The following is a 21,575-nucleotide window of genomic DNA, read 5'->3' as shown; positions in this document are numbered from 1 at the left end:
TGCTTGATTCATGATTAACCTTTACCTCCGGTGACCGGGCCGCGATAGAACAGATTGCGTGCGCCGAGCACGATCACCACCACGCCCAGTTGCACCGCACCCATGATCATTGCGACTGCGGACGCCATGGAATAGTCATAGTTCTCGAACGCCGCTTCATACGCCGCAATCGAAATCACGCGTGTCGCACCGGCTGGTGAACCCAGCAGCACCGCCGAAGGAAACACCGAGAACGCCTGCACGAACGACAGGCAGAACGCCATCGCCAGACCCGGCAGGATCAGCGGGAAGATCACGTAACGGAATTGATTGAAAGGTGTCGCGCCGAGCGTCGCAGCGGCACGCGGCAACACAGGATCGATGCCCGTGATGTACGACAGAATCAGCAAAAAGGCGAATGGAAAGCCCGAGATCACCAGCGAGATCACCACACCTGCATAGTTGTGCGTCAGGCGGATCGCACCTTCGTAGATGTGCAGCGTCTGCAGGATCTGCGCGAACCAGCCCTTGGGGCCGAAGTAGGTCAGCATGCCCTCGGCGATCAGCACCGTACCCAGCGTGATCGGGATCACGAGGATGGTGGTGGCGATCTTTTGATACGGCGTCTTGTGGCGCAGGCGATAGGCCACGGGCACGGCGATGAGGATGTTGATCAGCGTTGCCGGCAAGGCCAGCTTGAGTGTCACGCCGATGGTCATCCACAGATTGTCGGTGCTGAAGAACTTGATGTAGTTCGACAGCATGCCGCCTTCCAGCGGCTGGAACGACAGGATCAAACCGTGAATGAACGGATAGACGAATACCGCCAGCATGAAGATCACCGCCGGCGCCGCCATCCACATGGCGGGATCGCGCCAGCGCGAACCGGCTGTCTGAGAGGACATCAGCATCATGCCACCTGCTCAAAAGGATAAGCCAGCACACGGTCGGCCGGAACTGACACGCGGATGGTTTCGCCCGGGGAGGCTTTGCCTTCCGCGCGGACATAGAGACGGGTATTGTCTTGCGTGCGCAGCATGAAAAGCGATTCGCGGCCATAGTATTCGACCGACTCCACGCGTGCGCTGATGCTGTTGCCCGGCGAGGTACCATCGGCGCAGATGCTGAATTCTTCCGGACGGATCGATACGGCGGCGCGGCCGTTCAGGCGCATCTTCGGAATGCCGATCAGATTGACGCCGGGGCCGGCCAAGGTGACGGTCTGCGCATCCTGACCGACGACATCGAGCACCAGCTCATTCCGATATCCCATGAAGCGTGCGACTGCCAGGTTCGACGGTTGGCCGTAGACTTCCGGCGGTGTGCCGATCTGCTGCACCTTGCCGTCTTTCATGACGACGATGCGGTCGGCCAGCGACAGCGCTTCGTCCTGATCGTGGGTGACGTAGAGGGTGGTGCGGCCTAGTTCGCCATGGATGCGGCGGATCTCTGAGCGCATTTCCAGACGCAGTTTGGCGTCGAGGTTGGACAGCGGCTCATCCATCAGGATCAGCGGTGGTTCGATGACGATGGCGCGGGCGATCGCCACGCGCTGCTGCTGGCCACCGGACAACTGACCGGGCAGCTTGTTCATGTGTTGCGCCAGTTGCACCAGATCGAGTGCGCGTTTGACGCGGGTCTGGATCTCGGCGGCAGGCACGCCGCGCATCAACAGGCCGAAGCCGACATTCTTGGCCACCGTCATGTGCGGGAACAGGGCGTAATTCTGAAACACCATGCCGAAGCCGCGCTGTTCAGGCGGCAAGGTATCGATACGGTGATCGTCAAGATAGATGCCGCCATCCGACAGCGGCAGCAGGCCGGCGATGCAGTTCAGCGCGGTCGATTTGCCGCAGCCCGAAGGGCCGAGCAGGGCGATGAATTCGCCGCGCGCAATATCCATTTGCAAACCATCAAGTGCGGCGACTTGCTGCGCTTCGGTAGTTTTTCCGGTGCCGCCAAAGCGACGTGTAACGCGATCCAGTCGCAATGTCTTGAAGTCAGGTTTCATGCTTGCCTCTTATTGATCGTAATGAGCCGGGTGGCGTGGAAGGTGTTGTTGCCACCCGGCTTGTCTCTGCTTTTTTTCTGCTGCGTTTGCTTACTTGAACTTCTGTGCGCCGACTTGTTCATCCCAGATACGGAATGCTTTCACCATTACCTGCGCATCCAGCGGTTGCACGTGCGGGAACTTGGCAATCCAGTCGGCGTACTCGGCGCGGCCGAATTCTTTCAGCGTGTCCTGGCTGGCTTGCGGCGCCATCGTTACCGGCACGTTCTTGATTGCCGGGCCAGGATAGAAGTAACCCTTGTCGTAGGTCTGCGCCTGTTGCTTCGGCTGCAGTAGATAGGCCATCACGTCCAGCACCACGGCTTGCTTGGCGGGAGCCAGACCCTTCGGCACGATCATGTAATGCGTGTCGTTGACCCAGGTCATGTTCTTGAAGGCACCGACCTTGAACTCTTTCGGCACCACGCCCAGTGCGCGCGGATTGATGTCCCAGCCGGTCACGGTGACGGTCATGTCGCGCGAGCCTTCGCCGAGTTCTTTCATCACGGCGCCGGTGCCGCCCGGGTAGTACTCGATGCAGGTGTTCAGGTCTTTCAGATAAGCCCAGGTCTTATCCCAGCCCTTGACCGGATCTTTCGGATCCTTGTCGCCGAGCAGGTACGGCAGGCCCATCAGGAAAGTACGGCCCGGGCCGGAGTTGGCCGGGCGGGCGTAGATCAGCTTGTTCGGATTGGCTTTGCACCATGCCAGCAATTCCTGTGGCGTGGTCGGCACTTGCTTGACCTTGTCCGGGTTGTATTCCAGCAGGGGACCGGCAGGCATGAAGGCGACGGCCAGACCCTGGTTATGCGCCAGTTCCTGCATTTTCTTCACTTCCGGCAGATAGTTCTCGGTCAGCGGTGCAAACTTGGCATTGTTTTCCGGCAGCAGTGTCACCCACAGGTTTTGCTCGATGCCGGCGGCCAGGATGTCGGTGCCGCCGAGGACCAGATCGATGTCGCTGCGCTTGGCGTTCTGCATCGCCTTGAGCTTGCTTGGCAGCTCAGGCGCAGGCGCTTTGGTGAAGGTGAATTTGACGTTGGGATGCGCGGTCTTGTACGACTCGATAGCATCTTGCAGCAAGGCCAGCGAACCGGCGACGTCGACCACGTTGATGGTAACGGCTGCCTGCGCATGTGCTGCAGGGCTGCCGACCATTGCGGCCAGGCCCAGGCCGATGGCGGCTGCCATGACGGTGCGACGGGTCGCTTTGTGCAAGGTGTTCAAAACCTGTTTCATTACTGTCTCCTCCTTGGAATGGATATTAGGTACCGGGATAACGCGGACGTCTTATAACGTTCTGATGCATCTTCAATCCGTACTAGCGCATTGCTATGTTGCTGATGTGCTTCTCTTTCAAAAAACGGTTACAAGCGATAAGCCTGTTTGGCCAATCGGTATGTCAGGTCATGCGCCAGTTCCAGCGCTTCGTCTTCCTTCAGGCGATGTTCGGCAACCAGTCGCGCCAGATAGCCGCAATCGATGCGGCGGCTGACGTCGTGGCGCGCAGGGATCGACAGGAAGGCGCGGGTGTCGTCGTTGAAGCCGACCGTGTTGGCGAAGCCGGCGGTCTCGGTCGTCAGCTCGCGGAAACGGCGCATGCCTTCCGGCGCATCGAAGAACCACCATGCAGGGCCAAGCTTGAGTGCCGGATACACACCTGCCAGCGGCGCCAGCTCGCGTGAGTAGCTGGTTTCGTCCAGCGTGAAGAGAATGACGGACAGACGCGGATCGAGACCGAAGCGGTCGAGCAGTGGCTTGAGCGCACCGACGTATTCGGTCTGCATCGGAATGTCGAATCCCTTGTCGCGGCCGAATCGTGCCAGCATCGTCGGGCTGTGGCTGCGCCAGGAGCCGGGATGGATCTGCATCACGAGGCCATCGTCAATACTCATCGCCGCCATCTCGGTCAGCATTTGCGCACGGAACAACTCAGCCTCATCGCGGGTGATCTTGCCCGAGAGCGCCTTGTCGAACAGTGCTTTGCATTCGGCCAGTGGCAAGTCGGCGGTACGTGCGCTCGGATGGCCATGATCAGTCGAGGTCGCACCGTGTTCCTTGAAGAAGGCGCGGCGATTGCGGTGCGCGTTCAGATAGCCTTCCCAGGTGCGGGTGTTTTCCCCGGTCAGCTCGCCGAAGCGGGCAACGTTGGCGGCGAAGCCTTCAAATTCCGGATCGATCACCGGATCGGGACGATAGGCGGTGACCACACGTGGACGACCCTTCGCGGTTTGCCAGGGATCGTTTTTCAGCTTGCCGTGATGGGCCAGCGGATCGAGCGGCGACTCGGTGGTGGCGATGACTTCAATGTTGAAGCGCTCGAACAGCGCGCGCGGACGGAACTCCGGACGCTGAAGGCAGGCGTCGATGTGATCGTAGAGACGGTCGGCGTTGGCGACGCTCAGGCCTTCTTCCAGACCGAACACTTCCTGGAACACATGATCCAGCCACATGGCGGACGGCGTGCCGCGAAACAGCGGCCAGTGTTTGGCCACCAGACGCCAGATGCGGCGCGGATCGGTTTCCACGGCAGTGCCATCGCTACCTTCACGTGTTGGGATACCGAGGTCTTCCAGCTTGACGCCCTGGCTGAACAGCATGCGGAAAACATAGTGGTCCGGCTGGATCAGCAGGGCGGACGGATTGGGGAAGGCGGCGTTGTCGGCAAACCAGCTCGGGTCGGTGTGACCGTGCGGGCTGACGATAGGGGCATCCTTGATCTCTTTATACAGACGGCGCGCAATGGTACGCGTGTCCGGATCAGCGGGAAATAATCGGTCTGGGTGCAGCAATGGCATGTCGTCTCCTGATTTCCAATGGCTTGCTTGTCCGTTCACGGCATCCTTGGCTCTATCGGGTGTTGTCTACCCCGGCCTCTGGCGGATGCCATGACGGTTTCTTTTTTGAATCTGCTGTCGCTTCTGTCCTTACTCCGGGTGATGCGGCATATAAGCCTTGCCGCCGCCCCAGCCGCGCGAGAATTCCGTGGTCACGCGTTCGAGATGGGCATGCATCGCCTTGCGGGCGCCTTCGGGATCCCGGTCGACGATGGCCTCAAGGATGCGGCGATGGTCGACCAGTGTTTGCTGGCGCAACTCTTCGGTATGGAAGTGCTCTTCCATCTTGATCCACAGGCGGCCGCGCTGGTCCCACAGGTTTTCGATCACGCTGACCAGGGCGCTGTTGCCGGTGGCGCGGGCAATCGACAGGTGGAAGGTGCGGTCGGCTTCTTCGTTGTTGGGGCGGTCGTGATAGAAGCGCTCCATGTCGTTGAGCGCGCGCAGGATCGCATCGAGTGCGCCGTCAGTGGCCATGCGCGCGGCAATCGCGGCGACTTCGCCTTCGATCATGCAGCGCGCCGACAGGATCTCGAAAGGGCCGGGGCCGATTTCCTGGATGGCCGGCGCTGCGCCTTTCTTCTCGATCACATAAATCCCGGAACCGCCGCGTACTTCGATCACGCCGGTCAGTTCCAGCGCAATCAGCGCTTCGCGGACCGATGCGCGGCTGACCTTGAGCTGCACAGCCAGATCACGTTCCGACGGCAGGCGCTCACCGGCGTGAATCTGCTCATCGCGGATGAATGCCTGGATACGATCGGCGACCACGCGGTAAAGCCGCGTTTCGGGGGCGCTGAGTTCGGCGAGAGCAGTGACGACTTTGAGCATGGCGTGCTTTTCTAAAGGTCGCGAAAAATTGGTCAGGCCATTCTAGGTTGGCCTGACCAATATTGCAATATGGTCTGGCCGATTTATTTTGTGGTTCGCCAAAGTGGCTATGGATGCGGCTTGTAAGGCAATTGAAAGCTCACTTCTCGCTTTCTTAAGTGGTTGACCAATTTTTAATTTTATATGTGGTCAGTCGTCGGATGACTATGGCTGAAGCCGCTTTCCGAGGAAAGCGGGGGCACCGGTTTTGCGCCGCTCAAGTTGTTTTTGCGGTTTTCTATATGCGTAATCTTTCTATAAACATGCAAAAAAATTCGTTCTCTTTATAACAATGCGATGCGAATATCGGCCTTCATTAGTCGTATTTGTAATAAGAGATGCCGTTGTGTCACGCCGAAAGCGGTCTGACACCGGTGCCAAAGAAGAAGGAAGTGCAAGCGTGACTGTGCCAATCGCCTTACCTGTTATTAATAAAGCGCCATTCCGGGTGTTGCCGGGCTTTCGCCTGTCGCTCGGTTTCACGCTGTTCTATCTGACGTTAATCGTCCTGATCCCCTTGTCTGCGGTGTTCCTCAAGACTTTCACCATGACCTGGGATGCTTTCGTCAGCGCTGTGACGTCGCCGCGCGTGATGGCGTCGTATCGCCTGACATTTGGCGCCTCGTTATTGGCGGCGCTGCTGAACGTGATTTTCGGCGGCATCGTGGCATGGGTATTGGTGCGCTATAAATTCCCGGGCAAGCGCATCATCGACGCGCTGGTCGATTTGCCGTTTGCCTTGCCGACCGCCGTGGCGGGCATTGCATTGACGACGCTGTATTCGCAGAACGGCTGGATCGGCCGCTATCTCGCCCCGCTCGGCATCAAGGTTGCCTTCACCCCGTTGGGCGTCTTGGTGGCGTTGACCTTCATTGGATTGCCTTTTGTCGTCCGTACCGTACAACCGGTGCTGGAAGATGCGGAACGCGAACTCGAAGAAGCTGCCGCCAGCCTCGGCGCTTCGCGTTTGCAGACCTTCGCCAGGGTGATTTTTCCTACCGTCTTTCCTGCTTTGCTGACCGGTTTCGCGCTGGCGTTTGCCCGCGCCACCGGCGAATACGGCTCGGTGGTTTTCATCGCCGGCAATATGCCCATGGTGTCCGAGATCACGCCACTGTTCATCATTACCAAGCTTGAGCAATACGACTACACCGGCGCAACCGCCATTGCCGTGGTGATGCTGATCGTGTCCTTTGCCTTGCTGCTGACCATCAACCTGCTGCAAGCCTGGGTCCGCAAGCGCGGCCAGGCCGAGAAAGTCTGACATGAGCGCCATCATTACTCCTGGCGTCACCGCCGCCGGCCCGACCGCAATCATGCGCGGCGAGCCGGCTTACGCACCGGCTGCCACGCTGGAACCATTGTGGGTGCGCATCCTGCTGATCGGGATCGCTTTTGCTTTCCTGACCTTGTTCCTGTTCGTGCCGTTGGTCGCCGTCTTTTATGAAGGCCTGAAAAAAGGCTGGGACGTCTACATCGACAACATCATCGAACCGGATGCCTGGTCGGCCATCAAGCTGACCTTGCTGACCGCCGCCATCGCCGTACCGCTGAATCTGGTGTTCGGCGTGGCGGCGGCATGGTCGATCGCCAAGTTCGAGTTCCGCGGCAAGAACATACTGCTGACGCTGATCGACCTGCCGTTCTCGGTGTCGCCGGTGATCTCGGGTCTGATCTACGTGCTGCTGTTCGGCCTGCAGGGTTACTTCGGTCCGTGGCTGCGCGAGCATGACATCAAGATCCTGTTTGCCGTGCCGGGCATTGTGCTGGCAACGGTGTTTGTGACTTTCCCCTTTGTGGCGCGTGAGCTGATTCCGCTGATGCAGTCGCAGGGCAGCGAAGAAGAAGAGGCTGCGCTGGTTTTGGGTGCATCGGGTTGGAAGACCTTCTGGCACGTCACCTTGCCGAACATCAAGTGGGGGCTGCTGTATGGCGTGATCCTGTGTAATGCCCGTGCGATGGGCGAGTTCGGTGCGGTGTCGGTGGTGTCGGGCCATATCCGCGGCGAGACCAACACGATCCCGCTGCAGGTGGAAATTCTGTACAACGAATTCAATATCGTCGGTGCGTTTGCGGTGGCGTCGCTGCTGGCTTTCCTTGCGCTGGTGACGCTGGCGATCAAGAGCTTTATCGAGTGGCGTCTGCACAAGCAGTTGACCGCACACGTCGCCCATCCCGGCGCAGATCTGGAATAAGGATTAGGAGTTAAGCATGAGCATCGAAGTCAAAGACATCAACAAGCGGTTCGGAAATTTTGTCGCGCTGAACAACGTTTCGCTGAATTTCCCCGCAGGCGAACTGACCGCTTTGTTAGGCCCGTCCGGCTGTGGCAAGACCACGCTGCTGCGCATCATTGCCGGTCTGGAGTCGCCTGATTCCGGCCAGGTGCTGCTGGACGGCGACGACGCGTCGGCACGCCACGTGCGTGAGCGCCAGGTGGGTTTTGTCTTTCAGCACTATGCCTTGTTCAAGCACATGACGGTGTTCGAAAACATCGCCTTCGGCCTGCGCGTCAAACCACGCAATCAGCGTCCGTCGGAAGCGCAGATCCGGGAAAAGGTCACCAGCCTGCTCGAACTGGTTCAACTGGATTGGCTGGCAGATCGTTATCCGCCGCAGCTGTCTGGTGGTCAGCGTCAGCGTATCGCCCTGGCGCGCGCGTTGGCGGTGGAACCACGCGTGCTGCTGCTGGATGAGCCGTTTGGCGCACTCGACGCCAAGGTACGCAAGGAGCTGCGCCGCTGGTTGCGCCGTCTGCATGACGAGCTGCATGTCACCAGTATTTTCGTCACCCACGATCAGGAAGAAGCGCTGGAAGTGGCCGACCAGATCGTGTTGATGAACAAGGGTAACGTCGAACAGATCGGTTCACCGAGCGAGGTCTACAACCACCCGGCGTCGCCGTTCGTCTACGGCTTCCTCGGCAACGTGAACCTGTTCCATGGCCGCGTGCACGAGGGCGTGCTGGAAGCAGGCGGCGTTACCTTTGACGCGCCGGATCATGCGCAGGCACAGGATGAAAAAGGCATCGGCTACGTGCGTCCGCATGACCTCGAAGTCGACCGTTATTCACCCGGCGCTGAAGGTATCGTCGCTCAGCTCAGGCGCTCGCACGCCATCGGGCCGCTGGCGCAACTGGAACTGGAGCGTGACGATAATTCGGAACTGATCGAAGCCGTCATTTCCAACGAGCGTTTTGCACAATTGAATCTGAAAGATGGCGAAACACTGGTGGTGCGACCGCGCCGCCTGCATGTGTTCGTCGACAACGCGGCCTCTACCGGGGTCACACAGAATAAGGATGCACGATGAATTTCCAGCAATTGCGTTCCATCCGAGAAGCCGCACGTTGCGGCTTCAACCTGACTGAAGTCGCCAACGTGCTGTTCACTTCGCAACCCGGTGTGAGCCGCCAGATTCGTGAGCTGGAAGAAGAGCTCGGCGTCGAAATTTTTGAGCGTAACGGCAAGCGTCTGATCGGTCTGACCGAGCCGGGTAAGGGCATCTTGCACATCATCGAACGTCTCTTGCTGGAAGCGGAAAATCTGCGTCAGGCCAGTCAGGAATACGCCGGTGAACAGAGCGGCACGCTGACCATTGCGACTACGCACACGCAGGCGCGTTATGTTCTGCCACGCGTGGTGCAGGCTTTCCGTGCGGCGTTTCCGCAAGTGCGGATTGCGCTCCAGCAGAGTGCGCCGGAACATATCGCAGAGTGGGTCATGTCCGGCAAGGCCGATGTCGGTATCGCGACGGAAGGCCTGAGCCAATTCAAGGATCTGGTCTCTTTCCCTTGCTATACCTGGAACCACGTCATCGTCGTTCCGCAAGGGCATCCGCTGCTGTCGCTAAAACATCCGATCACGCTGGAAGAATTGGCCGCGCATTCGCTGATTACCTATGACGTCGGCTTCACCGGTCGCGGTCACATCGACGATGCCTTCCGCAAGGCCGGCATCGAGAAGGATATCGTGCTTACCGCCATGGATTCGGACGTGATTCAGCAATACGTCGCGCTTGGCCTGGGCGTGGGCATCGTGGCATCGATGGCGATCGAGCAGGGCAAGCATCATGGTCTGGAGGCGATTGAGGCATCGCACTTGTTTGCGCAGAACATCACGCGGCTGGCAGTGCGTCGCGGCGCCTATCTGCGTGCTTACACCTACGACTTTATCCTGCAATTTGCACCGGAACTCAAGCGCGCCGATATCGTTGCCGCATTGAACGAGCCGACTGCGCATTGACTCGGGACAAGAGCTGTTCTGCTCAATCAAAACCGCCTTCAGATTTCCAATGAAGGCGGTTTTTTAACGTGCTCAGACCGTCGCGGTATTGTGCTGTTTGGATGCAGGCAGGCAACCAAGACCTTCAAGCGTCGCGCGCACCGCTTCATCCAGCGGCGTATGCGGTTCGTGACCCAGAACCTGCAGCAAGCGTTGATTGCTCATGCGCACCGGTTGTTGCCAGAGGTAGCGCATCTCTTTCATTTCTTTGAACAGCGGTACAAAAGGCGAGGCCGGTGCCAGCAGCCACCATGGAAAGCTGCGCAATGGCAGTGCGGGGTTGCCGACCGCACGGCGAATGGCGTTGATCATCTGCATGCCGTCGGCATCCCAGTGCCCGTGCATCTGGAAGGTCGCGAACGCCTCCAGCGCTTCTTCTCGTTCGATCAGGCGCATCATGGTCTCGGCCAGATCCGGCAGATAGGTCCACTGATGGCCGAGTCCTTGTTTCCCGGGATTGGTGATCGACGTCGGTATCTTGCCCGGTTTGACCAGGCATTGCGAAAACCAGTTGTTGCCTGAGTGCGGGCCGAAAAAATCACCGGCTCGGACGATCAGGCTGCGGACATTATCGCCGGCAGCGGCTTGCAGGCGGCGTTCCAGCTCGACGCGAATCGCACCTTTGCGGGTGAGCGGGCGCTGTGCCGAGTCTTCGCTCAGGTTCGGCAGGGCATCCGGGCCGTAGTTGTAGACGGTGCCAGGCAGCAAAATACGTGCTCCGAAATCCTGTGCGGCGGCGATGCTGTTGTCGATCATCGGCAGCACCAGCTCGGCCCAGCGTTGATAGCCCGGCGGGTTGACGGCGTGGACGATCAGGTCGACGTCGCGTGCCGCTGCAACCACGTCGGCACGCTGCATGGCGTCGCCTGCTATCCAATCGTACTGTTGCATGCCGGGGCGGGCGGCGACTTCGGCGGCATTGCGATGCAGGGCGCGTACTTGCCAGCCACGCGCCTGCAGCTTGCGGGCCATTTCGCCGCCGATGCCGCCGGTAGCGCCGAGCACCAGGGCGGTCTTTGTCGTCGTCGTTTCATTGTTCATGATTTACTCCATGGTTGAAGGTTGATCGCGAGATCTGATGAAGCCAGTGTCGGACAAATGCGGGCTAAATGGAATTGTTGAAAATGAGTGAGCTGCTATACTTATTTGTATGACTAAACAAATCACTGCGGATCCCGGTTGGGAGCTTTATCGTTCTTTTCTCGCGGTACTGACCGAGGGTTCGCTCTCGGCGGCGGCACGTTCGCTCGGGCTGACGCAACCGACGATCGGGCGCCATGTGGATGCGCTGGAGCAGGCTGTGGGCTTCGCTTTGTTTACGCGTTCGCAACATGGCTTCATGCCGACGGAAGCGGCGCTGAGCTTGCAGCCATACGCAGAAAGTCTGGCATCAACCACGGCGGCCCTGATGCGAGCGGCATCGGCCCATGGCGGCAAGGACGCGTCAGTACGCGGCACCGTCCGCATTACGGCAAGTGAAGTAGTGGGCGCGGAAATCCTGCCGCCGATTCTGGTCAAGCTGAAACGGGCGCATCCGGAGTTGGTGGTCGAGCTGGCCTTGTCGAATCGTGTCGAAGACTTGCTGCGGCGTGAAGCCGACATTGCTGTGCGCATGCTGCGGCCGACGCAGGAGGTACTGGTCACGCGCCGTGTCGGCGTGATCGAACTTGGTTTTCACGCGCACAAGGATTACCTTGCACAACATGGCACGCCGAAGAACATGGATCAGTTGACGGAACACACGCTGGTTGGTTTCGACAAGGAAACCGCGTTCGTGCGGAATGCCGCCAAGGATGTGGCGATCATGCGCCGCAGTCATTTTTCATTGCGCACCGACAGCGATCTGGCGCAACTGGCGCTGATCCGTGCAGGTTACGGCATCGGTATTTGCCAGGCACCGTTGGCCAGGCGCAGTACGGATCTGGTGCGCTTGCTTCCTAAACAGTTTTCCATGCAGCTTGAGACCTGGGTGACGATGCACGAGGATCTGCGTAACAGCGCACGCGTGAGCGTGACCTTCGACGCCTTGGTTGAGGGCTTGCAAGAATACATCGCATCATGAGCGCCAAGTCGTGAGCACCGGTCTGAATCCGAAACGAGCGATGTGCTTGCGTTGTCTGCGTGCGCAGAGCAGTTGTATTTGTGCCTGGATCAGGGGCCTGACGCCGTTAGCGCAGGTACTGATCTTGCAGCATCCGCTGGAAATCCATCAGGCCAAAGGGAGCGGGCGTTTGCTGCATCTCAGTCTGGACGGCAGCGAGCTGGTCAACGGTGAACAATTTGAGGAAGAGACCTTGCGTCGGTTGCTGTATGCCGACGTGGGAGGGGAGCAGATACAACCGTTGTTGCTCTACCCGGAGACGCCCGGCGAGTCGCACGCGCAAGCGTTGCCAGAGTTATCCATGCCGACGCGCTTGCGACTGGTCATCCTTGACGCGACCTGGCGCAAGAGCCGCAAGATGCTGTACCTGAATCCTCTGTTGCAACAACTGCCGCGCCTGCCGCTGATCGATCCGCCGGCGTCGCAATACCGGATCCGCAAGGCACATCGCGCCGATCAGTTGTCGACGCTGGAAGCCGCTTGCCATGCGCTGGCGCAGCTGGAAGCTGACGAAGACAAATATCTGCCGCTGCTGCAGGCTTTCGACAGCTTTGTGGCGCAGCAAATTTCTTACATCCCCGCAGAAGCGCTCAACGATCCTCCAGCGTAATCGGCAAGCCCGACTGCGGTTTGACTTCTTCCAGACAAATCATCGAGCGCAGGCCGGCCACGCCAGGCACTTGCATCAGACGGTCGGTCAAAAAGTGCGACAGGCTCTTGAGGTCGTGCGATACCACCTTGAGCAGATAGTCGAAATCGCCGGAAATCGTGTAGCACTCGATGATTTCCGGAAACGCCCGGATCACGCTTTCCACCTCGCGCACCTGCTTGAACTGGGCGCGGTCGAGCGACAACGCCACAAAAGCCGTGACATCCAGCCCCACCGCAGGGGGCGAAACCAATGCCGCATACCGGCGAATCACCCCTTGTTCTTCCAGCACGCGGACGCGGCGCAAGCATTGCGGGGGCGATAAATGGATGTTTTCCGAGATGTCGACATTGCTCATACGACCGTCGTTTTGCAGCAATTCGAGGATCTTGACGTCGAGTTTATCCATGGAATCTCCTTGTAATGAAATAAAGCTGCATAACTATCTCTTTATTTATAGGATAAAGAAAGCAAATTTCCAATGTTCATCTGTAAAATTTCTTTCATTGAAACAACGGCAGCGAGCAGTAACGCTGATCATCATGGTCAAGTACATCGGAACCCGGGAATTGCAGTCTTTCGTGGCCACCCGCTCAGTGGAAGGCGTCATTGATGCGCTGACGGGCTATATCAAAGCAGACTACTTGCGCTGGCAACAGTTCGACAAAACTGCGCGGACGGCGAGTCATTCGGCGGTTGGCGTGATTGAATTGATGCCGATTTCGGACGGAAAGCTGTATTCATTCAAGTACGTCAACGGTCATCCCAAGAACACTTCCCACGGTTTGCTGACGGTCACGGCGTTCGGGGTGCTTGCCGATGTGGACAGCGGTTATCCGCGCCTTCTGAGCGAGCTGACCCTGACGACTGCGTTGCGTACTGCAGCGACGTCGGTGCTGGCGGCCAACTATATGGCGCGTCGCAACAGCCGCGTGATGGCGCTGATCGGTAATGGCGCGCAGAGCGAGTTCCAGGCGATTGCTTTTCATTGCCTGCTGGGCATTGAAGAGCTGCGCGTGTTTGACGTCGATCCCGCAGCGACTGACAAGCTGTGCCGCAATCTCGCCGCCTATCCGGACTTGCGCATCGTGCGTGCTGGAAGTGCTGCTGAAGCGGTGCGCGGCGCCGATATCGTCACGACCGTGACGGCTGACAAGCGCAATGCCGTCATCGTCACGCCGGACATGATCGAGGCCGGTATGCATCTCAACGCCGTCGGCGGCGATTGCCCCGGCAAGACCGAGTTGCATCGCGATGTATTGAACAAAGCGCGCGTCATTGTGGAGTTTGAACCGCAATCGCGTATCGAAGGAGAATTACAGCAGATGCCGGCCGATTTTGCCGTGACCGAGCTGTGGCAGGTGTTGTCGGGCGCAGCGGCAGGGCGCGGCAGCGATACCGAGGTAACGGTGTTCGATTCAGTTGGCTTCGCCCTGGAGGATTTTTCCGCTCTGCGTTATCTCGACGAGCAAGTCGGCGATGACGATGCGCAATCCATCGACCTGGTGCCGGAACTGGCCGATCCCAAGAATTTGTACGGCGTTGCCCTCGGCGGCACGCCGGCTGTGCTGGACGTGCTGCAGAAAGCAGCGTTGCTGCATGCATGATGTCCTTACCCGTCGGGCAATGTGCTCACGATTTGATTTATCCGCTTCACTTGTTAAGGAACCACCATGAAACAACTCAGACTGATTGGCGCACCTACCGACATCGGCGCCGGTCGTCGTGGCGCATCGATGGGGCCAGAAGCCCTGCGGGTGGCCAATCTTCAGCAGGCTTTGCAACAGCATGGCCTCGATGTGACGGACGGCGGCGACCTGAGCGGTCCGGCCAATCCGCAACAAGGGCCTGTTGACGGTTTCCGTCATCTGGAACAAGTCGTCGCCTGGAACCGCAGTGTGCATGAAGCGGTACACACGACCTTGCAGCAAGGGCAGTTGCCGGTGCTGTTGGGCGGCGATCACGCGCTGGCAATCGGATCGATTGCGGCAGTGGCACAGTATTGTCGCGAGCAGGGTAAGAAGCTGCTGGTGTTGTGGCTGGACGCGCATGCCGACGCCAATACCAATACCTCGACGCCGACCGGCAATATCCACGGCATGCCGGTCACCAGTTTGCTCGGCATTGGCCCTGATCAGCTGACTGGCATCGGCGGCAAGGTGCCGGCGCTGCAGCCGGACGCCATCCGCCAGATCGGTATCCGTAGTGTCGATCGCGAAGAAAAGCAGCACCTGCGTGAACTTGGTTTGCGTGTCTACGACATGCGCCATATTGACGAGCATGGCATGCGAGTAACGATGGAGCAGGCGCTGTCCGGCATCGATGCAGACACACATTTGCACGTCAGCTTCGACATCGACTTCCTGGATCCGGCGGTGGCGCCGGGAGTGGGCACGGCCGTGCCGGGCGGGCCGACTTACCGCGAAACACAGCTTTGCATGGAGATGATTGCCGATACAGGTCGTCTCGCATCGCTGGATGTGATGGAGCTCAATCCCGCGTGTGACGTGCGCAACCAGACGGCGGAGCTGGTTGTCGAGCTGGTAGAGAGTTTGTTTGGCAAATCGACACTTATTCGATAAAAAAGCGACAATTTGTCAGTTGACGGATCGAAGCATACGCCGGATCATGTCGGGTTTCGCGCACGGGACGCTCCTGGCATGCGCCCGGCATGACTTCCGGCAATTTGCGCAAATGCGAGCCGATGCCGACTGAGAAATCAGAGCCGCAGCAAAGAATTCTGTGGGTTTCATTTTTACCAGTGCCATCGATTTGGCATGTTTCATCAACAAAAAGCTTCACTACCGCTTCACCTCAGGGAGAAAACAATGTCGTTCAAGAAATTTGTCGTGCTCGCCAGCAGCGTTCTGGCGCTGACACTGTCCGCCACCGCAGCTCAGGCAGCCGACCAGACTTACGTCGTCGGCGCCGGCGGCACTTACCGCCCGTTTGAATTCGAAACGCCGAAGAAGGAACTGGTCGGTTTCGACATCGACATCATCAAGGCCATCGCCAAGGCATCCGGCTTCCAGATCAAGCTGGTCAGCACACCATGGGAAGGCATTTTTGCCACTCTGGGCCAGGGCGACCGCGACATCATCATTTCCGGCATCACCATCACTGAAAAGCGCGCCCAGATGGTCGACTTCTCGCTGCCATACTTTCCGGCTGAGCAAGTCATCATCACCGGTTCCGGCTCCAAAGTCGCTGCACTGGCTGACCTGAAGAAGCTGCAAGTCGGCGTGGTCAACTCGACCGCAGGCGACATCATCCTGTCGGAAGAAGTCGGCAAGTCCAGCACCGCCATCCACCGTTTCGACAATACGCCGCTGATGCTGGAAGAGTTGTATCGCGGCGGGGTTGATGCGGCCATCGGTGACGTCGGTGTGATCAAGTTCTACATCAAGAGCCATCCTGAAAAACAATTCAAGGTGGTCGGCGACGCCAAGTTCACCCGCCAATACTTCGGTATCGCCGTGAAAAAGGGCAACAAGGAACTGCAGGACAAGATCAACTCAGGTCTGAAGAAGATCGTTGCCGACGGCACCTACGCCAAGATCTACAAGGAATGGTTCGACGCCAACGTGCCGACACTGCCACTCCAATAAGCTGACAATCCGCACTTAAGTACGTCTTCCCCATGCCCACGTTCTCTTTGCAGACCGTGGGCAGATTTTTACCCGGATTGCATTCATGAATTCTTTCTTTCAATGGGAAATCATCGGCGAGTACCTGCCCTTGTTCGTCGAGGGCACGTGGATGACCATCAAGGCCGCGATCATTTGCGTGATCGCCGGAACCTGCTGGGGCCTGGTGTTGGGCGTCGGCCGACTGGCTGAAGCGCGCCATGGTTTCTGGAAATATTTCCTGCGTTATGCGGTGCAATGGCCGATACGCTTTTACGTCAGTTTCCTGCGCGGCACACCGTTGTTCGTGCAAATCCTGCTGATCCATTTCGCGCTCATGCCGATGCTGATCAATCCGAGCGGTGGCCTGATTCTGAGCGGCGATATCGCGCGTGAAATCCGCTCGCAATACGGCGCCTTCGCCTCGGCGGTGCTGGCGATTACGCTGAACTCGGGCGCGTATGTGTCGGAGATCTTCCGCGCCGGTATTCAGTCGATTGATCGCGGCCAGAGTGAGGCGTCGCGCTCGCTCGGCATGACCTACATGCAGACGCTGCGCAAGGTGGTGTTGCCGCAGGCGTTCCGCCGCATGCTGCCGCCGCTGGGTAATAATGCGATCGCCATCGTCAAGGATTCGTCGCTGGCCTCGGCCATCGGTCTGGCAGAGCTGGCGTATGCTGCGCGCACGGTCTCCGGCGCGTATGCGCGCTACTGGGAACCGTACCTGACGATTTCATTGATCTACTGGGCGATTACCTTGCTGCTGTCGGCATTTGTCCGTCACCTCGAAACACGCTACGGCAAAGGAGATGCGCGATGATCAGCGTCAAGCAATTGCAAAAGCAGTACGGCCAAGCGCATATCTTGCGCGGCATCGACTGCGAGATCAAAGAGAGCGAAGTGGTGTGCGTGATCGGTCCTTCGGGTTCCGGCAAGAGCACTTTTCTGCGTTGCCTCAATGGTCTGGAAGAAGCGACTGACGGCGAGATCTTCATCGATGGCGTCAAGGTCAACGATCCCAAGGTCGATCTGAATACGCTGCGCGCCAGCCTGGGTATGGTGTTTCAGCGCTTCAACCTGTTCCCGCATATGTCGGTGCTGGAAAACCTGATCATGGCGCCGATGCAAGTGAAAAAACTGTCGCGCCGCGAAGCAGTGCTGGTGGCCGAGAAGCTCTTGCAGAAAGTCGGCTTGCTGGACAAGATCGACGCCTTCCCGAATCAGTTGTCGGGCGGCCAGCAACAGCGTGTAGCGATTGCCCGCGCGCTGGCGATGGAGCCGAAGGTCATGTTGTTCGACGAACCGACTTCCGCACTCGATCCTGAGCTGGTAGGTGAAGTCTTGACCGTGATGAAGACGCTGGCCGAAGAAGGCATGACCATGGTCGTGGTTACGCACGAGATGGGTTTTGCCCGCGAAGTGTCGGACCGCGTGCTGTTCATCGATCAGGGCGTGATCATGGAAGAAGGTCCGCCGCAGCAAGTGTTGGGCGAACCGAAGAATGAACGTACCCGCGATTTCCTACGCAAGGTTCTCTAAGTTGCAATAAGTCTTTAATCTTCAGCCGTAATAAAAAACCGCCATTGCACGCAAATGCAATGGCGGTTTTTTTACGTCGGTCGGTTCGGCAGCTTAGCGCAGTGCGTCTGCGCATTCCTTGACCAGCGCGGGGCCGCGATAGATCAGACCGGAATACAGTTGCACCAGCGACGCGCCGGCTTGCATCTTGGCCTTGGCGTTGCTGCCGCTGAGGATCCCACCTACGCCGATGATCGGCAGCGCATCGCCCAGTTCTGCCTTGAGGCCGCGCACTACCTGATTCGACAGCTCAAACACCGGTGCGCCCGACAGGCCGCCGGCTTCTTCGCCGTGCTGCAAGCCTTTGACGGCATCGCGCGTGATGGTGGTGTTGGTGGCGATGACGCCGTCGAGCTTGTGGCGCAGCAGCGCGTCGGCGATGTTCTTGATCTGTTCGGCGTCGATGTCCGGTGCAATCTTCAATGCGACCGGGACATAGCGTTTGTGCTTGTCGGCCAGGCGCAACTGGGCTTCCTTGAGTTGCGACAGCAGGGCGTCCAACTCGGAGGCGCCTTGCAACTGACGCAGGTTCTTGGTGTTGGGTGACGAGATGTTGACGGTCACATAGCTGGCGTAGGGATAGACTTTTTCCAGGCAGTGCAGGTAATCCTCGGCGGCGCGTTCGATCGGGGTGTCGGCGTTCTTGCCGATATTCAGACCCAGCACGCCTTGCTTACCCTGATAGAAGCGCGAGCCTTGCACGTTGGCGACGAAAGCGTCGACGCCGCCATTGTTGAAGCCCATGCGATTGATGATCGCGTGCGCTGCCGGCAGGCGGAACATGCGCGGCTTCGGATTGCCCGGCTGCGCGCGTGGCGTTACCGTGCCGATTTCAATCGAGCCGAGGCCGAGTGCGGCCAGGCCGTCGATGTACGAACCGTCCTTGTCCAGACCGGCAGCCAGACCGACCGGATTAGGGAAGGAAATGCCCATCACGGTACGCGGATCGGCGGCAGGTTTGCTGATGAAGCCGGTCAGACCGAGCGCAGCAGCGCGGCGCAGGGCGGGCAAGGTCAGATGGTGAGCGGATTCTGCGTCGAGGGAGAACAGCAGCGGACGGGCAAGGGCGTAGAGGAATTTATCGGACACGATGAGTCGGCTAGAGGGAAAAGTGCCGCTATTTTAACGTGTCCGGTGCGGTTTTCCGCTGAAAATGGGGACTATCAGGTGACTGCAGGTTGACTACAATGCGGCCGCGAGGCAGCTGCGGTGAGGGATCAGGGTAATTCACTCCAGTTGCCGTTCTGCAATGCTTCCAGCGGCCGGAAGTTGGTTTTATAGGCCATCTTGGCGCTTTCCTTGATCCAATAGCCTAGATAGACGTAGGGAATACCCAGTTGGCGGGCTTGTTCGATCTGCCACAGGACGTTGTAGGTACCGTAGGAAGAGCCTTCGACATCCGGATCGTAGAAGGTATAGACCGATGACAAGCCGTCATCGAGCACATCAATGATGCTGACCATGCGCAGCGTACCGCCGGGTTCGCGGAACTCCACCAGGCGCGTATTGACCTTGCTTTGCAGCAGGAACTGCGCGTACTGGTCGCGGCTGTCCTGGTCCATGCCGCCGCCGGCGTGGCGCACTGACTGGTAGCGCAGATAAAGCTCGTAGTGTTCGTAGGCGTAGGTCAGATTGGTGACCAGCGTCACCAGTTGTTGATTCTTGGTCCAGGCACGGCGCTGGCTGCGATTGGGGACGAATTCTGCCGTCTTGATGCGCACCGGCGTACAGGCCTGGCAACCGTCGCAATACGGGCGGTAGGTAAAGATGCCGCTACGGCGAAAACCGGTCTTGACCAGTTCGGAGTAGACATCGGCGTTGATCAGATGTGAAGGCGTGGCGACTTGCGAGCGGGCTTGCTGGTTATCGAGGTAGCTGCATGGATAAGGAGCCGTCGCATAAAACTGCAACGTGGAAAACGGCAGGTCTTTAAGGTGCGTCATGTGCGTCCTGTGATGTCCTGGAGTGCAGTCGCTTACTTCAATTCGTAGTGCGCGCCGCAATGGCGTCGATGTAACAAAATCGTCACGATTACCGTTAATTTACACTACTTTCCGGAAGCAGTAACTGCGTCTGCCGAATGGGTTTTTACGCAACATTTACGGCTTGGTGAGCAGATCCAGCGGGTGCCAGAAGGTGATCTGCGGCGCTTCGATGGCCTGGCGCAAATGCTTGAGGAATTCCTGGCGGGGGATCGGCACTGCCCCTAATGAGGCCAGGTGCGGGGTTTCCTGTTGGCAGTCGATCATTTGCACGCCGTGCTGACGCAGGAAGTGCACCAGATACGCCAGCGCCACCTTGGAGGCGTCGGACACACGTGCAAACATCGATTCGCCATAGAACATCTGTCCGATGGACACGCCATACGCACCGCCCACCAGCTTGCCGTCCAGCCAGACTTCGGACGAGTGTGCATAACCGGCCCGATGCAGTCCGCAATAACCGTCGACGATGTCTTTCGAAATCCAGGTACCGGCATCGTCCTTGCGCGGCGCAGCGCAAGCGCGCATCACTTCGCGGAAAGCCGAGTCGAAGCGTATCTCCCAGCGGGCATCGGTATGACGGCTGCGTTCGATCTTGCGCAGGGTCTTTTTGAGGCTGTCGGAGATGATGAAGCGATCGGTGTACAGCACCATGCGTGGATCGGTGCTCCACCAAAGGATGGGCTGACCTTCGGAGAACCAAGGGAAGATGCCGTGGCGATAGGCATTGAGCAGACGTTGCGGCGATAAATCGGCGCCTGCGGCCAGCAAGCCGGCCGGCTCGGTCAGCGCCTTGGAGACATCCGGGAAGGGAGAATCGACATCCAGCCAGGAAATCATGGGCGGTTCTTCAGTCTGGTTGCATCATGCGTTTGCGGATATCTTCGGTGTGCAGGCCGAAACTGCCGTCGCCGGTCTTCACCCTGGCCAGATCCGCAAAGTAGGAACGCAATGTGTATTCGACGGTGGGGAAGGCAATCTCCGACCAGGGGATGTCTTCTTCCTTGAACATGGCAACTTCGAGGCTCTCGGTGCCGGCGGCGTAATCAAGGTCGAGCAGCTCAGCCAGGTAAAAGAGATGCACCTGATGCACATGCGGAACATTGATGAGCGAGAACAGCGGGCCCAGCTTGATGTGCGCACCGGCTTCTTCTTCGGTCTCGCGCGTGGCGGCGTCGGTGGTGGTTTCGCCGTTTTCCATGAAGCCGGCCGGCAGCGTCCAGTAACCGTGACGCGGCTCGATGGCCCGGCGGCACAGCAGCACGCTCAATTTACCGTCGCGCTCCCAGACCGGGATCGAACCAACCACCATCTTCGGATTTTGATAATGAATGGCGCCGCAATTGCCGCACACGAAGCGCGGGCGATTGTCATCGGGAGGAATCTGCAGAGAGACCGGATGAGCGCATTCAGAACAAAATTTCATAAAAGACGATCGACGTGTTTTTGTAGAAATGGTCGACGGCGGTCAGGCGCCATCGCGTGATAGATGATTCATGGCAAAGTGCGGGTAGAAGTGTATCACTGTCGTCTGTAGGGATACTCTTTTATCGTCGGCGGCGCGCGCAGGCGCGTTGCTACGGCTCAGCACGCCAGCAAGGGGCGGATGAAAGCGGAGTG

The 21,575-nt window shown here is 58.7% G+C and carries 23 protein-coding genes; 11 read left to right on the top strand and 12 right to left on the bottom strand.

From position 1 onward, the window contains the following. Positions 1-14: 14 nt before the first annotated feature. The 5 genes from hmeg3_RS14415 to hmeg3_RS14395 all read right to left on the bottom strand — a co-directional run bounded on the left by hmeg3_RS14415 (position 15) and on the right by hmeg3_RS14395 (position 5,697). A complete protein-coding gene (locus hmeg3_RS14415; RefSeq protein ID WP_085942288.1) occupies positions 15-884 on the bottom strand; it encodes an ABC transporter permease in 870 nt (289 codons plus the stop codon). Positions 885-889: 5 nt separating this feature from the next. After that, entirely contained in the window at positions 890-1,990 is a 1,101-nt protein-coding gene (locus tag hmeg3_RS14410) for an ABC transporter ATP-binding protein (protein WP_094564335.1), read from the bottom strand. A gap of 90 nt (positions 1,991-2,080) precedes the next feature. After that, complete coding sequence (locus hmeg3_RS14405) at positions 2,081-3,268, bottom strand: extracellular solute-binding protein (protein WP_094564334.1); 1,188 nt, start codon at positions 3,266-3,268, stop codon at positions 2,081-2,083. A 128-nt stretch (positions 3,269-3,396) separates the two neighbouring features. Beyond that, positions 3,397-4,827: a glucuronate isomerase gene (gene uxaC, locus hmeg3_RS14400; RefSeq protein ID WP_094564333.1), complete on the bottom strand. Its 1,431-nt coding sequence runs from the start codon at positions 4,825-4,827 to the stop codon at positions 3,397-3,399. A gap of 129 nt (positions 4,828-4,956) precedes the next feature. Then, positions 4,957-5,697: a FadR/GntR family transcriptional regulator gene (locus tag hmeg3_RS14395; protein WP_094564332.1), complete on the bottom strand. Its 741-nt coding sequence runs from the start codon at positions 5,695-5,697 to the stop codon at positions 4,957-4,959. Positions 5,698-6,136: 439 nt separating this feature from the next. On the opposite strand from hmeg3_RS14395, the gene cysT reads away from it, so the two are divergent. The 4 genes from cysT to hmeg3_RS14375 are packed head-to-tail and all read left to right on the top strand — an operon-like array spanning position 6,137 to position 9,980. Further along, on the top strand, positions 6,137-7,000 hold the full coding sequence (gene cysT, locus hmeg3_RS14390; RefSeq protein ID WP_094564331.1) for a sulfate ABC transporter permease subunit CysT: 864 nt from the start codon (positions 6,137-6,139) through the stop codon (positions 6,998-7,000). Between the two features lies 1 nt (position 7,001). Beyond that, positions 7,002-7,931, top strand: coding sequence for a sulfate ABC transporter permease subunit CysW (gene cysW / locus hmeg3_RS14385; RefSeq protein ID WP_094564330.1), 930 nt, complete (start codon positions 7,002-7,004; stop codon positions 7,929-7,931). A gap of 16 nt (positions 7,932-7,947) precedes the next feature. Further along, the gene (locus tag hmeg3_RS14380) at positions 7,948-9,048 is read left to right on the top strand and encodes a sulfate/molybdate ABC transporter ATP-binding protein (protein WP_094564329.1); all 1,101 of its coding nucleotides are present in this window, start codon (positions 7,948-7,950) and stop codon (positions 9,046-9,048) included. Then, the gene (locus hmeg3_RS14375; RefSeq protein ID WP_050479605.1) at positions 9,045-9,980 is read left to right on the top strand and encodes a CysB family HTH-type transcriptional regulator; all 936 of its coding nucleotides are present in this window, start codon (positions 9,045-9,047) and stop codon (positions 9,978-9,980) included. The genes hmeg3_RS14380 and hmeg3_RS14375 overlap by 4 nt, the downstream gene beginning before the upstream one ends. 72 nt (positions 9,981-10,052) lie before the next feature. On the opposite strand, the gene hmeg3_RS14370 is transcribed toward hmeg3_RS14375, so the two are convergent. Next, the gene (locus hmeg3_RS14370) at positions 10,053-11,060 is read right to left on the bottom strand and encodes an SDR family oxidoreductase (RefSeq protein WP_094564328.1); all 1,008 of its coding nucleotides are present in this window, start codon (positions 11,058-11,060) and stop codon (positions 10,053-10,055) included. 109 nt (positions 11,061-11,169) lie between these two features. Between hmeg3_RS14370 and hmeg3_RS14365 the strand changes: the two genes are divergently transcribed. Together hmeg3_RS14365 and hmeg3_RS14360 are read left to right on the top strand one after the other, a co-directional pair. Continuing rightward, positions 11,170-12,081 carry a LysR family transcriptional regulator gene (locus hmeg3_RS14365; protein WP_094564327.1) on the top strand — a complete coding sequence of 304 codons (912 nt, stop codon included), beginning with the start codon at positions 11,170-11,172 and terminating at the stop codon, positions 12,079-12,081. A gap of 10 nt (positions 12,082-12,091) precedes the next feature. Further along, on the top strand, positions 12,092-12,730 hold the full coding sequence (locus hmeg3_RS14360) for a tRNA-uridine aminocarboxypropyltransferase (protein ID WP_232511648.1): 639 nt from the start codon (positions 12,092-12,094) through the stop codon (positions 12,728-12,730). Here the strand turns inward: hmeg3_RS14360 and hmeg3_RS14355 are convergent. Beyond that, positions 12,711-13,178, bottom strand: coding sequence for an Lrp/AsnC family transcriptional regulator (locus tag hmeg3_RS14355; protein WP_050479609.1), 468 nt, complete (start codon positions 13,176-13,178; stop codon positions 12,711-12,713). The genes hmeg3_RS14360 and hmeg3_RS14355 overlap by 20 nt on opposite strands. 133 nt (positions 13,179-13,311) lie before the next feature. Between hmeg3_RS14355 and hmeg3_RS14350 the strand changes: the two genes are divergently transcribed. Together hmeg3_RS14350 and rocF are read left to right on the top strand one after the other, a co-directional pair. Then, positions 13,312-14,376 carry an ornithine cyclodeaminase gene (locus tag hmeg3_RS14350; protein ID WP_094564325.1) on the top strand — a complete coding sequence of 355 codons (1,065 nt, stop codon included), beginning with the start codon at positions 13,312-13,314 and terminating at the stop codon, positions 14,374-14,376. A gap of 66 nt (positions 14,377-14,442) precedes the next feature. Next, on the top strand, positions 14,443-15,351 hold the full coding sequence (gene rocF, locus hmeg3_RS14345) for an arginase (protein WP_094564324.1): 909 nt from the start codon (positions 14,443-14,445) through the stop codon (positions 15,349-15,351). On the opposite strand, the gene hmeg3_RS24750 is transcribed toward rocF, so the two are convergent. After that, entirely contained in the window at positions 15,341-15,571 is a 231-nt protein-coding gene (locus hmeg3_RS24750; RefSeq protein WP_157739275.1) for a hypothetical protein, read from the bottom strand. The two genes, rocF and hmeg3_RS24750, sit on opposite strands and share 11 nt — an antisense overlap. 26 nt (positions 15,572-15,597) lie before the next feature. Here hmeg3_RS24750 and hmeg3_RS14340 point away from each other — a divergent pair, with 26 nt between their 5' ends. The 3 genes from hmeg3_RS14340 to hmeg3_RS14330 all read left to right on the top strand — a co-directional run bounded on the left by hmeg3_RS14340 (position 15,598) and on the right by hmeg3_RS14330 (position 17,934). After that, positions 15,598-16,377 carry a basic amino acid ABC transporter substrate-binding protein gene (locus tag hmeg3_RS14340; RefSeq protein WP_094564323.1) on the top strand — a complete coding sequence of 260 codons (780 nt, stop codon included), beginning with the start codon at positions 15,598-15,600 and terminating at the stop codon, positions 16,375-16,377. Between the two features lie 85 nt (positions 16,378-16,462). After that, entirely contained in the window at positions 16,463-17,215 is a 753-nt protein-coding gene (locus hmeg3_RS14335) for an amino acid ABC transporter permease (protein WP_094564322.1), read from the top strand. Further along, positions 17,212-17,934 (top strand): amino acid ABC transporter ATP-binding protein, encoded by a 723-nt coding sequence (locus hmeg3_RS14330; RefSeq protein ID WP_094564321.1) that lies wholly within the window; start codon positions 17,212-17,214, stop codon positions 17,932-17,934. The genes hmeg3_RS14335 and hmeg3_RS14330 overlap by 4 nt, the downstream gene beginning before the upstream one ends. Positions 17,935-18,027: 93 nt before the next feature. On the opposite strand, the gene hmeg3_RS14325 is transcribed toward hmeg3_RS14330, so the two are convergent. The 4 genes from hmeg3_RS14325 to hmeg3_RS14310 all read right to left on the bottom strand — a co-directional run bounded on the left by hmeg3_RS14325 (position 18,028) and on the right by hmeg3_RS14310 (position 21,381). Further along, positions 18,028-19,062, bottom strand: coding sequence for a quinone-dependent dihydroorotate dehydrogenase (locus tag hmeg3_RS14325; RefSeq protein ID WP_094564320.1), 1,035 nt, complete (start codon positions 19,060-19,062; stop codon positions 18,028-18,030). A gap of 128 nt (positions 19,063-19,190) precedes the next feature. Beyond that, positions 19,191-19,916: an arginyltransferase gene (locus hmeg3_RS14320; RefSeq protein WP_094564319.1), complete on the bottom strand. Its 726-nt coding sequence runs from the start codon at positions 19,914-19,916 to the stop codon at positions 19,191-19,193. A gap of 156 nt (positions 19,917-20,072) precedes the next feature. After that, positions 20,073-20,795 (bottom strand): leucyl/phenylalanyl-tRNA--protein transferase, encoded by a 723-nt coding sequence (aat, locus tag hmeg3_RS14315; RefSeq protein WP_094564318.1) that lies wholly within the window; start codon positions 20,793-20,795, stop codon positions 20,073-20,075. Positions 20,796-20,805: 10 nt separating this feature from the next. After that, on the bottom strand, positions 20,806-21,381 hold the full coding sequence (locus hmeg3_RS14310) for an NUDIX hydrolase (protein WP_094564317.1): 576 nt from the start codon (positions 21,379-21,381) through the stop codon (positions 20,806-20,808). Between the last annotated feature and the right edge of the window lie 194 nt (positions 21,382-21,575).

The organism is Herbaspirillum sp. meg3 (assembly GCF_002257565.1).
GTDB lineage: Bacteria > Pseudomonadota > Gammaproteobacteria > Burkholderiales > Burkholderiaceae_D > Herbaspirillum.
The sequence above is the reverse complement of the archived record's forward strand: the minus strand, read 5'-3'. Positions and strand labels throughout refer to the sequence as shown.

What these genes read in the sequence shown, in the direction of transcription:
- hmeg3_RS14415 (WP_085942288.1), bottom strand. Translation starts at nt 884, where the DNA reads ATGTCCTCTCAGACAGCCGGTTCGCGCTGGCGCGATCCCGCCATGTGG.
- hmeg3_RS14410 (WP_094564335.1), bottom strand. Translation starts at nt 1,990, where the DNA reads ATGAAACCTGACTTCAAGACATTGCGACTGGATCGCGTTACACGTCGC.
- hmeg3_RS14405 (WP_094564334.1), bottom strand. Translation starts at nt 3,268, where the DNA reads ATGAAACAGGTTTTGAACACCTTGCACAAAGCGACCCGTCGCACCGTC.
- uxaC (WP_094564333.1), bottom strand. Translation starts at nt 4,827, where the DNA reads ATGCCATTGCTGCACCCAGACCGATTATTTCCCGCTGATCCGGACACG.
- hmeg3_RS14395 (WP_094564332.1), bottom strand. Translation starts at nt 5,697, where the DNA reads ATGCTCAAAGTCGTCACTGCTCTCGCCGAACTCAGCGCCCCCGAAACG.
- cysW (WP_094564330.1), top strand. Translation starts at nt 7,002, where the DNA reads ATGAGCGCCATCATTACTCCTGGCGTCACCGCCGCCGGCCCGACCGCA.
- hmeg3_RS14380 (WP_094564329.1), top strand. Translation starts at nt 7,948, where the DNA reads ATGAGCATCGAAGTCAAAGACATCAACAAGCGGTTCGGAAATTTTGTC.
- hmeg3_RS14375 (WP_050479605.1), top strand. Translation starts at nt 9,045, where the DNA reads ATGAATTTCCAGCAATTGCGTTCCATCCGAGAAGCCGCACGTTGCGGC.
- hmeg3_RS14370 (WP_094564328.1), bottom strand. Translation starts at nt 11,060, where the DNA reads ATGAACAATGAAACGACGACGACAAAGACCGCCCTGGTGCTCGGCGCT.
- hmeg3_RS14365 (WP_094564327.1), top strand. Translation starts at nt 11,170, where the DNA reads ATGACTAAACAAATCACTGCGGATCCCGGTTGGGAGCTTTATCGTTCT.
- hmeg3_RS14355 (WP_050479609.1), bottom strand. Translation starts at nt 13,178, where the DNA reads ATGGATAAACTCGACGTCAAGATCCTCGAATTGCTGCAAAACGACGGT.
- hmeg3_RS14350 (WP_094564325.1), top strand. Translation starts at nt 13,312, where the DNA reads ATGGTCAAGTACATCGGAACCCGGGAATTGCAGTCTTTCGTGGCCACC.
- rocF (WP_094564324.1), top strand. Translation starts at nt 14,443, where the DNA reads ATGAAACAACTCAGACTGATTGGCGCACCTACCGACATCGGCGCCGGT.
- hmeg3_RS14340 (WP_094564323.1), top strand. Translation starts at nt 15,598, where the DNA reads ATGTCGTTCAAGAAATTTGTCGTGCTCGCCAGCAGCGTTCTGGCGCTG.
- hmeg3_RS14335 (WP_094564322.1), top strand. Translation starts at nt 16,463, where the DNA reads ATGAATTCTTTCTTTCAATGGGAAATCATCGGCGAGTACCTGCCCTTG.
- hmeg3_RS14330 (WP_094564321.1), top strand. Translation starts at nt 17,212, where the DNA reads ATGATCAGCGTCAAGCAATTGCAAAAGCAGTACGGCCAAGCGCATATC.
- hmeg3_RS14320 (WP_094564319.1), bottom strand. Translation starts at nt 19,916, where the DNA reads ATGACGCACCTTAAAGACCTGCCGTTTTCCACGTTGCAGTTTTATGCG.
- aat (WP_094564318.1), bottom strand. Translation starts at nt 20,795, where the DNA reads ATGATTTCCTGGCTGGATGTCGATTCTCCCTTCCCGGATGTCTCCAAG.
- hmeg3_RS14310 (WP_094564317.1), bottom strand. Translation starts at nt 21,381, where the DNA reads ATGAAATTTTGTTCTGAATGCGCTCATCCGGTCTCTCTGCAGATTCCT.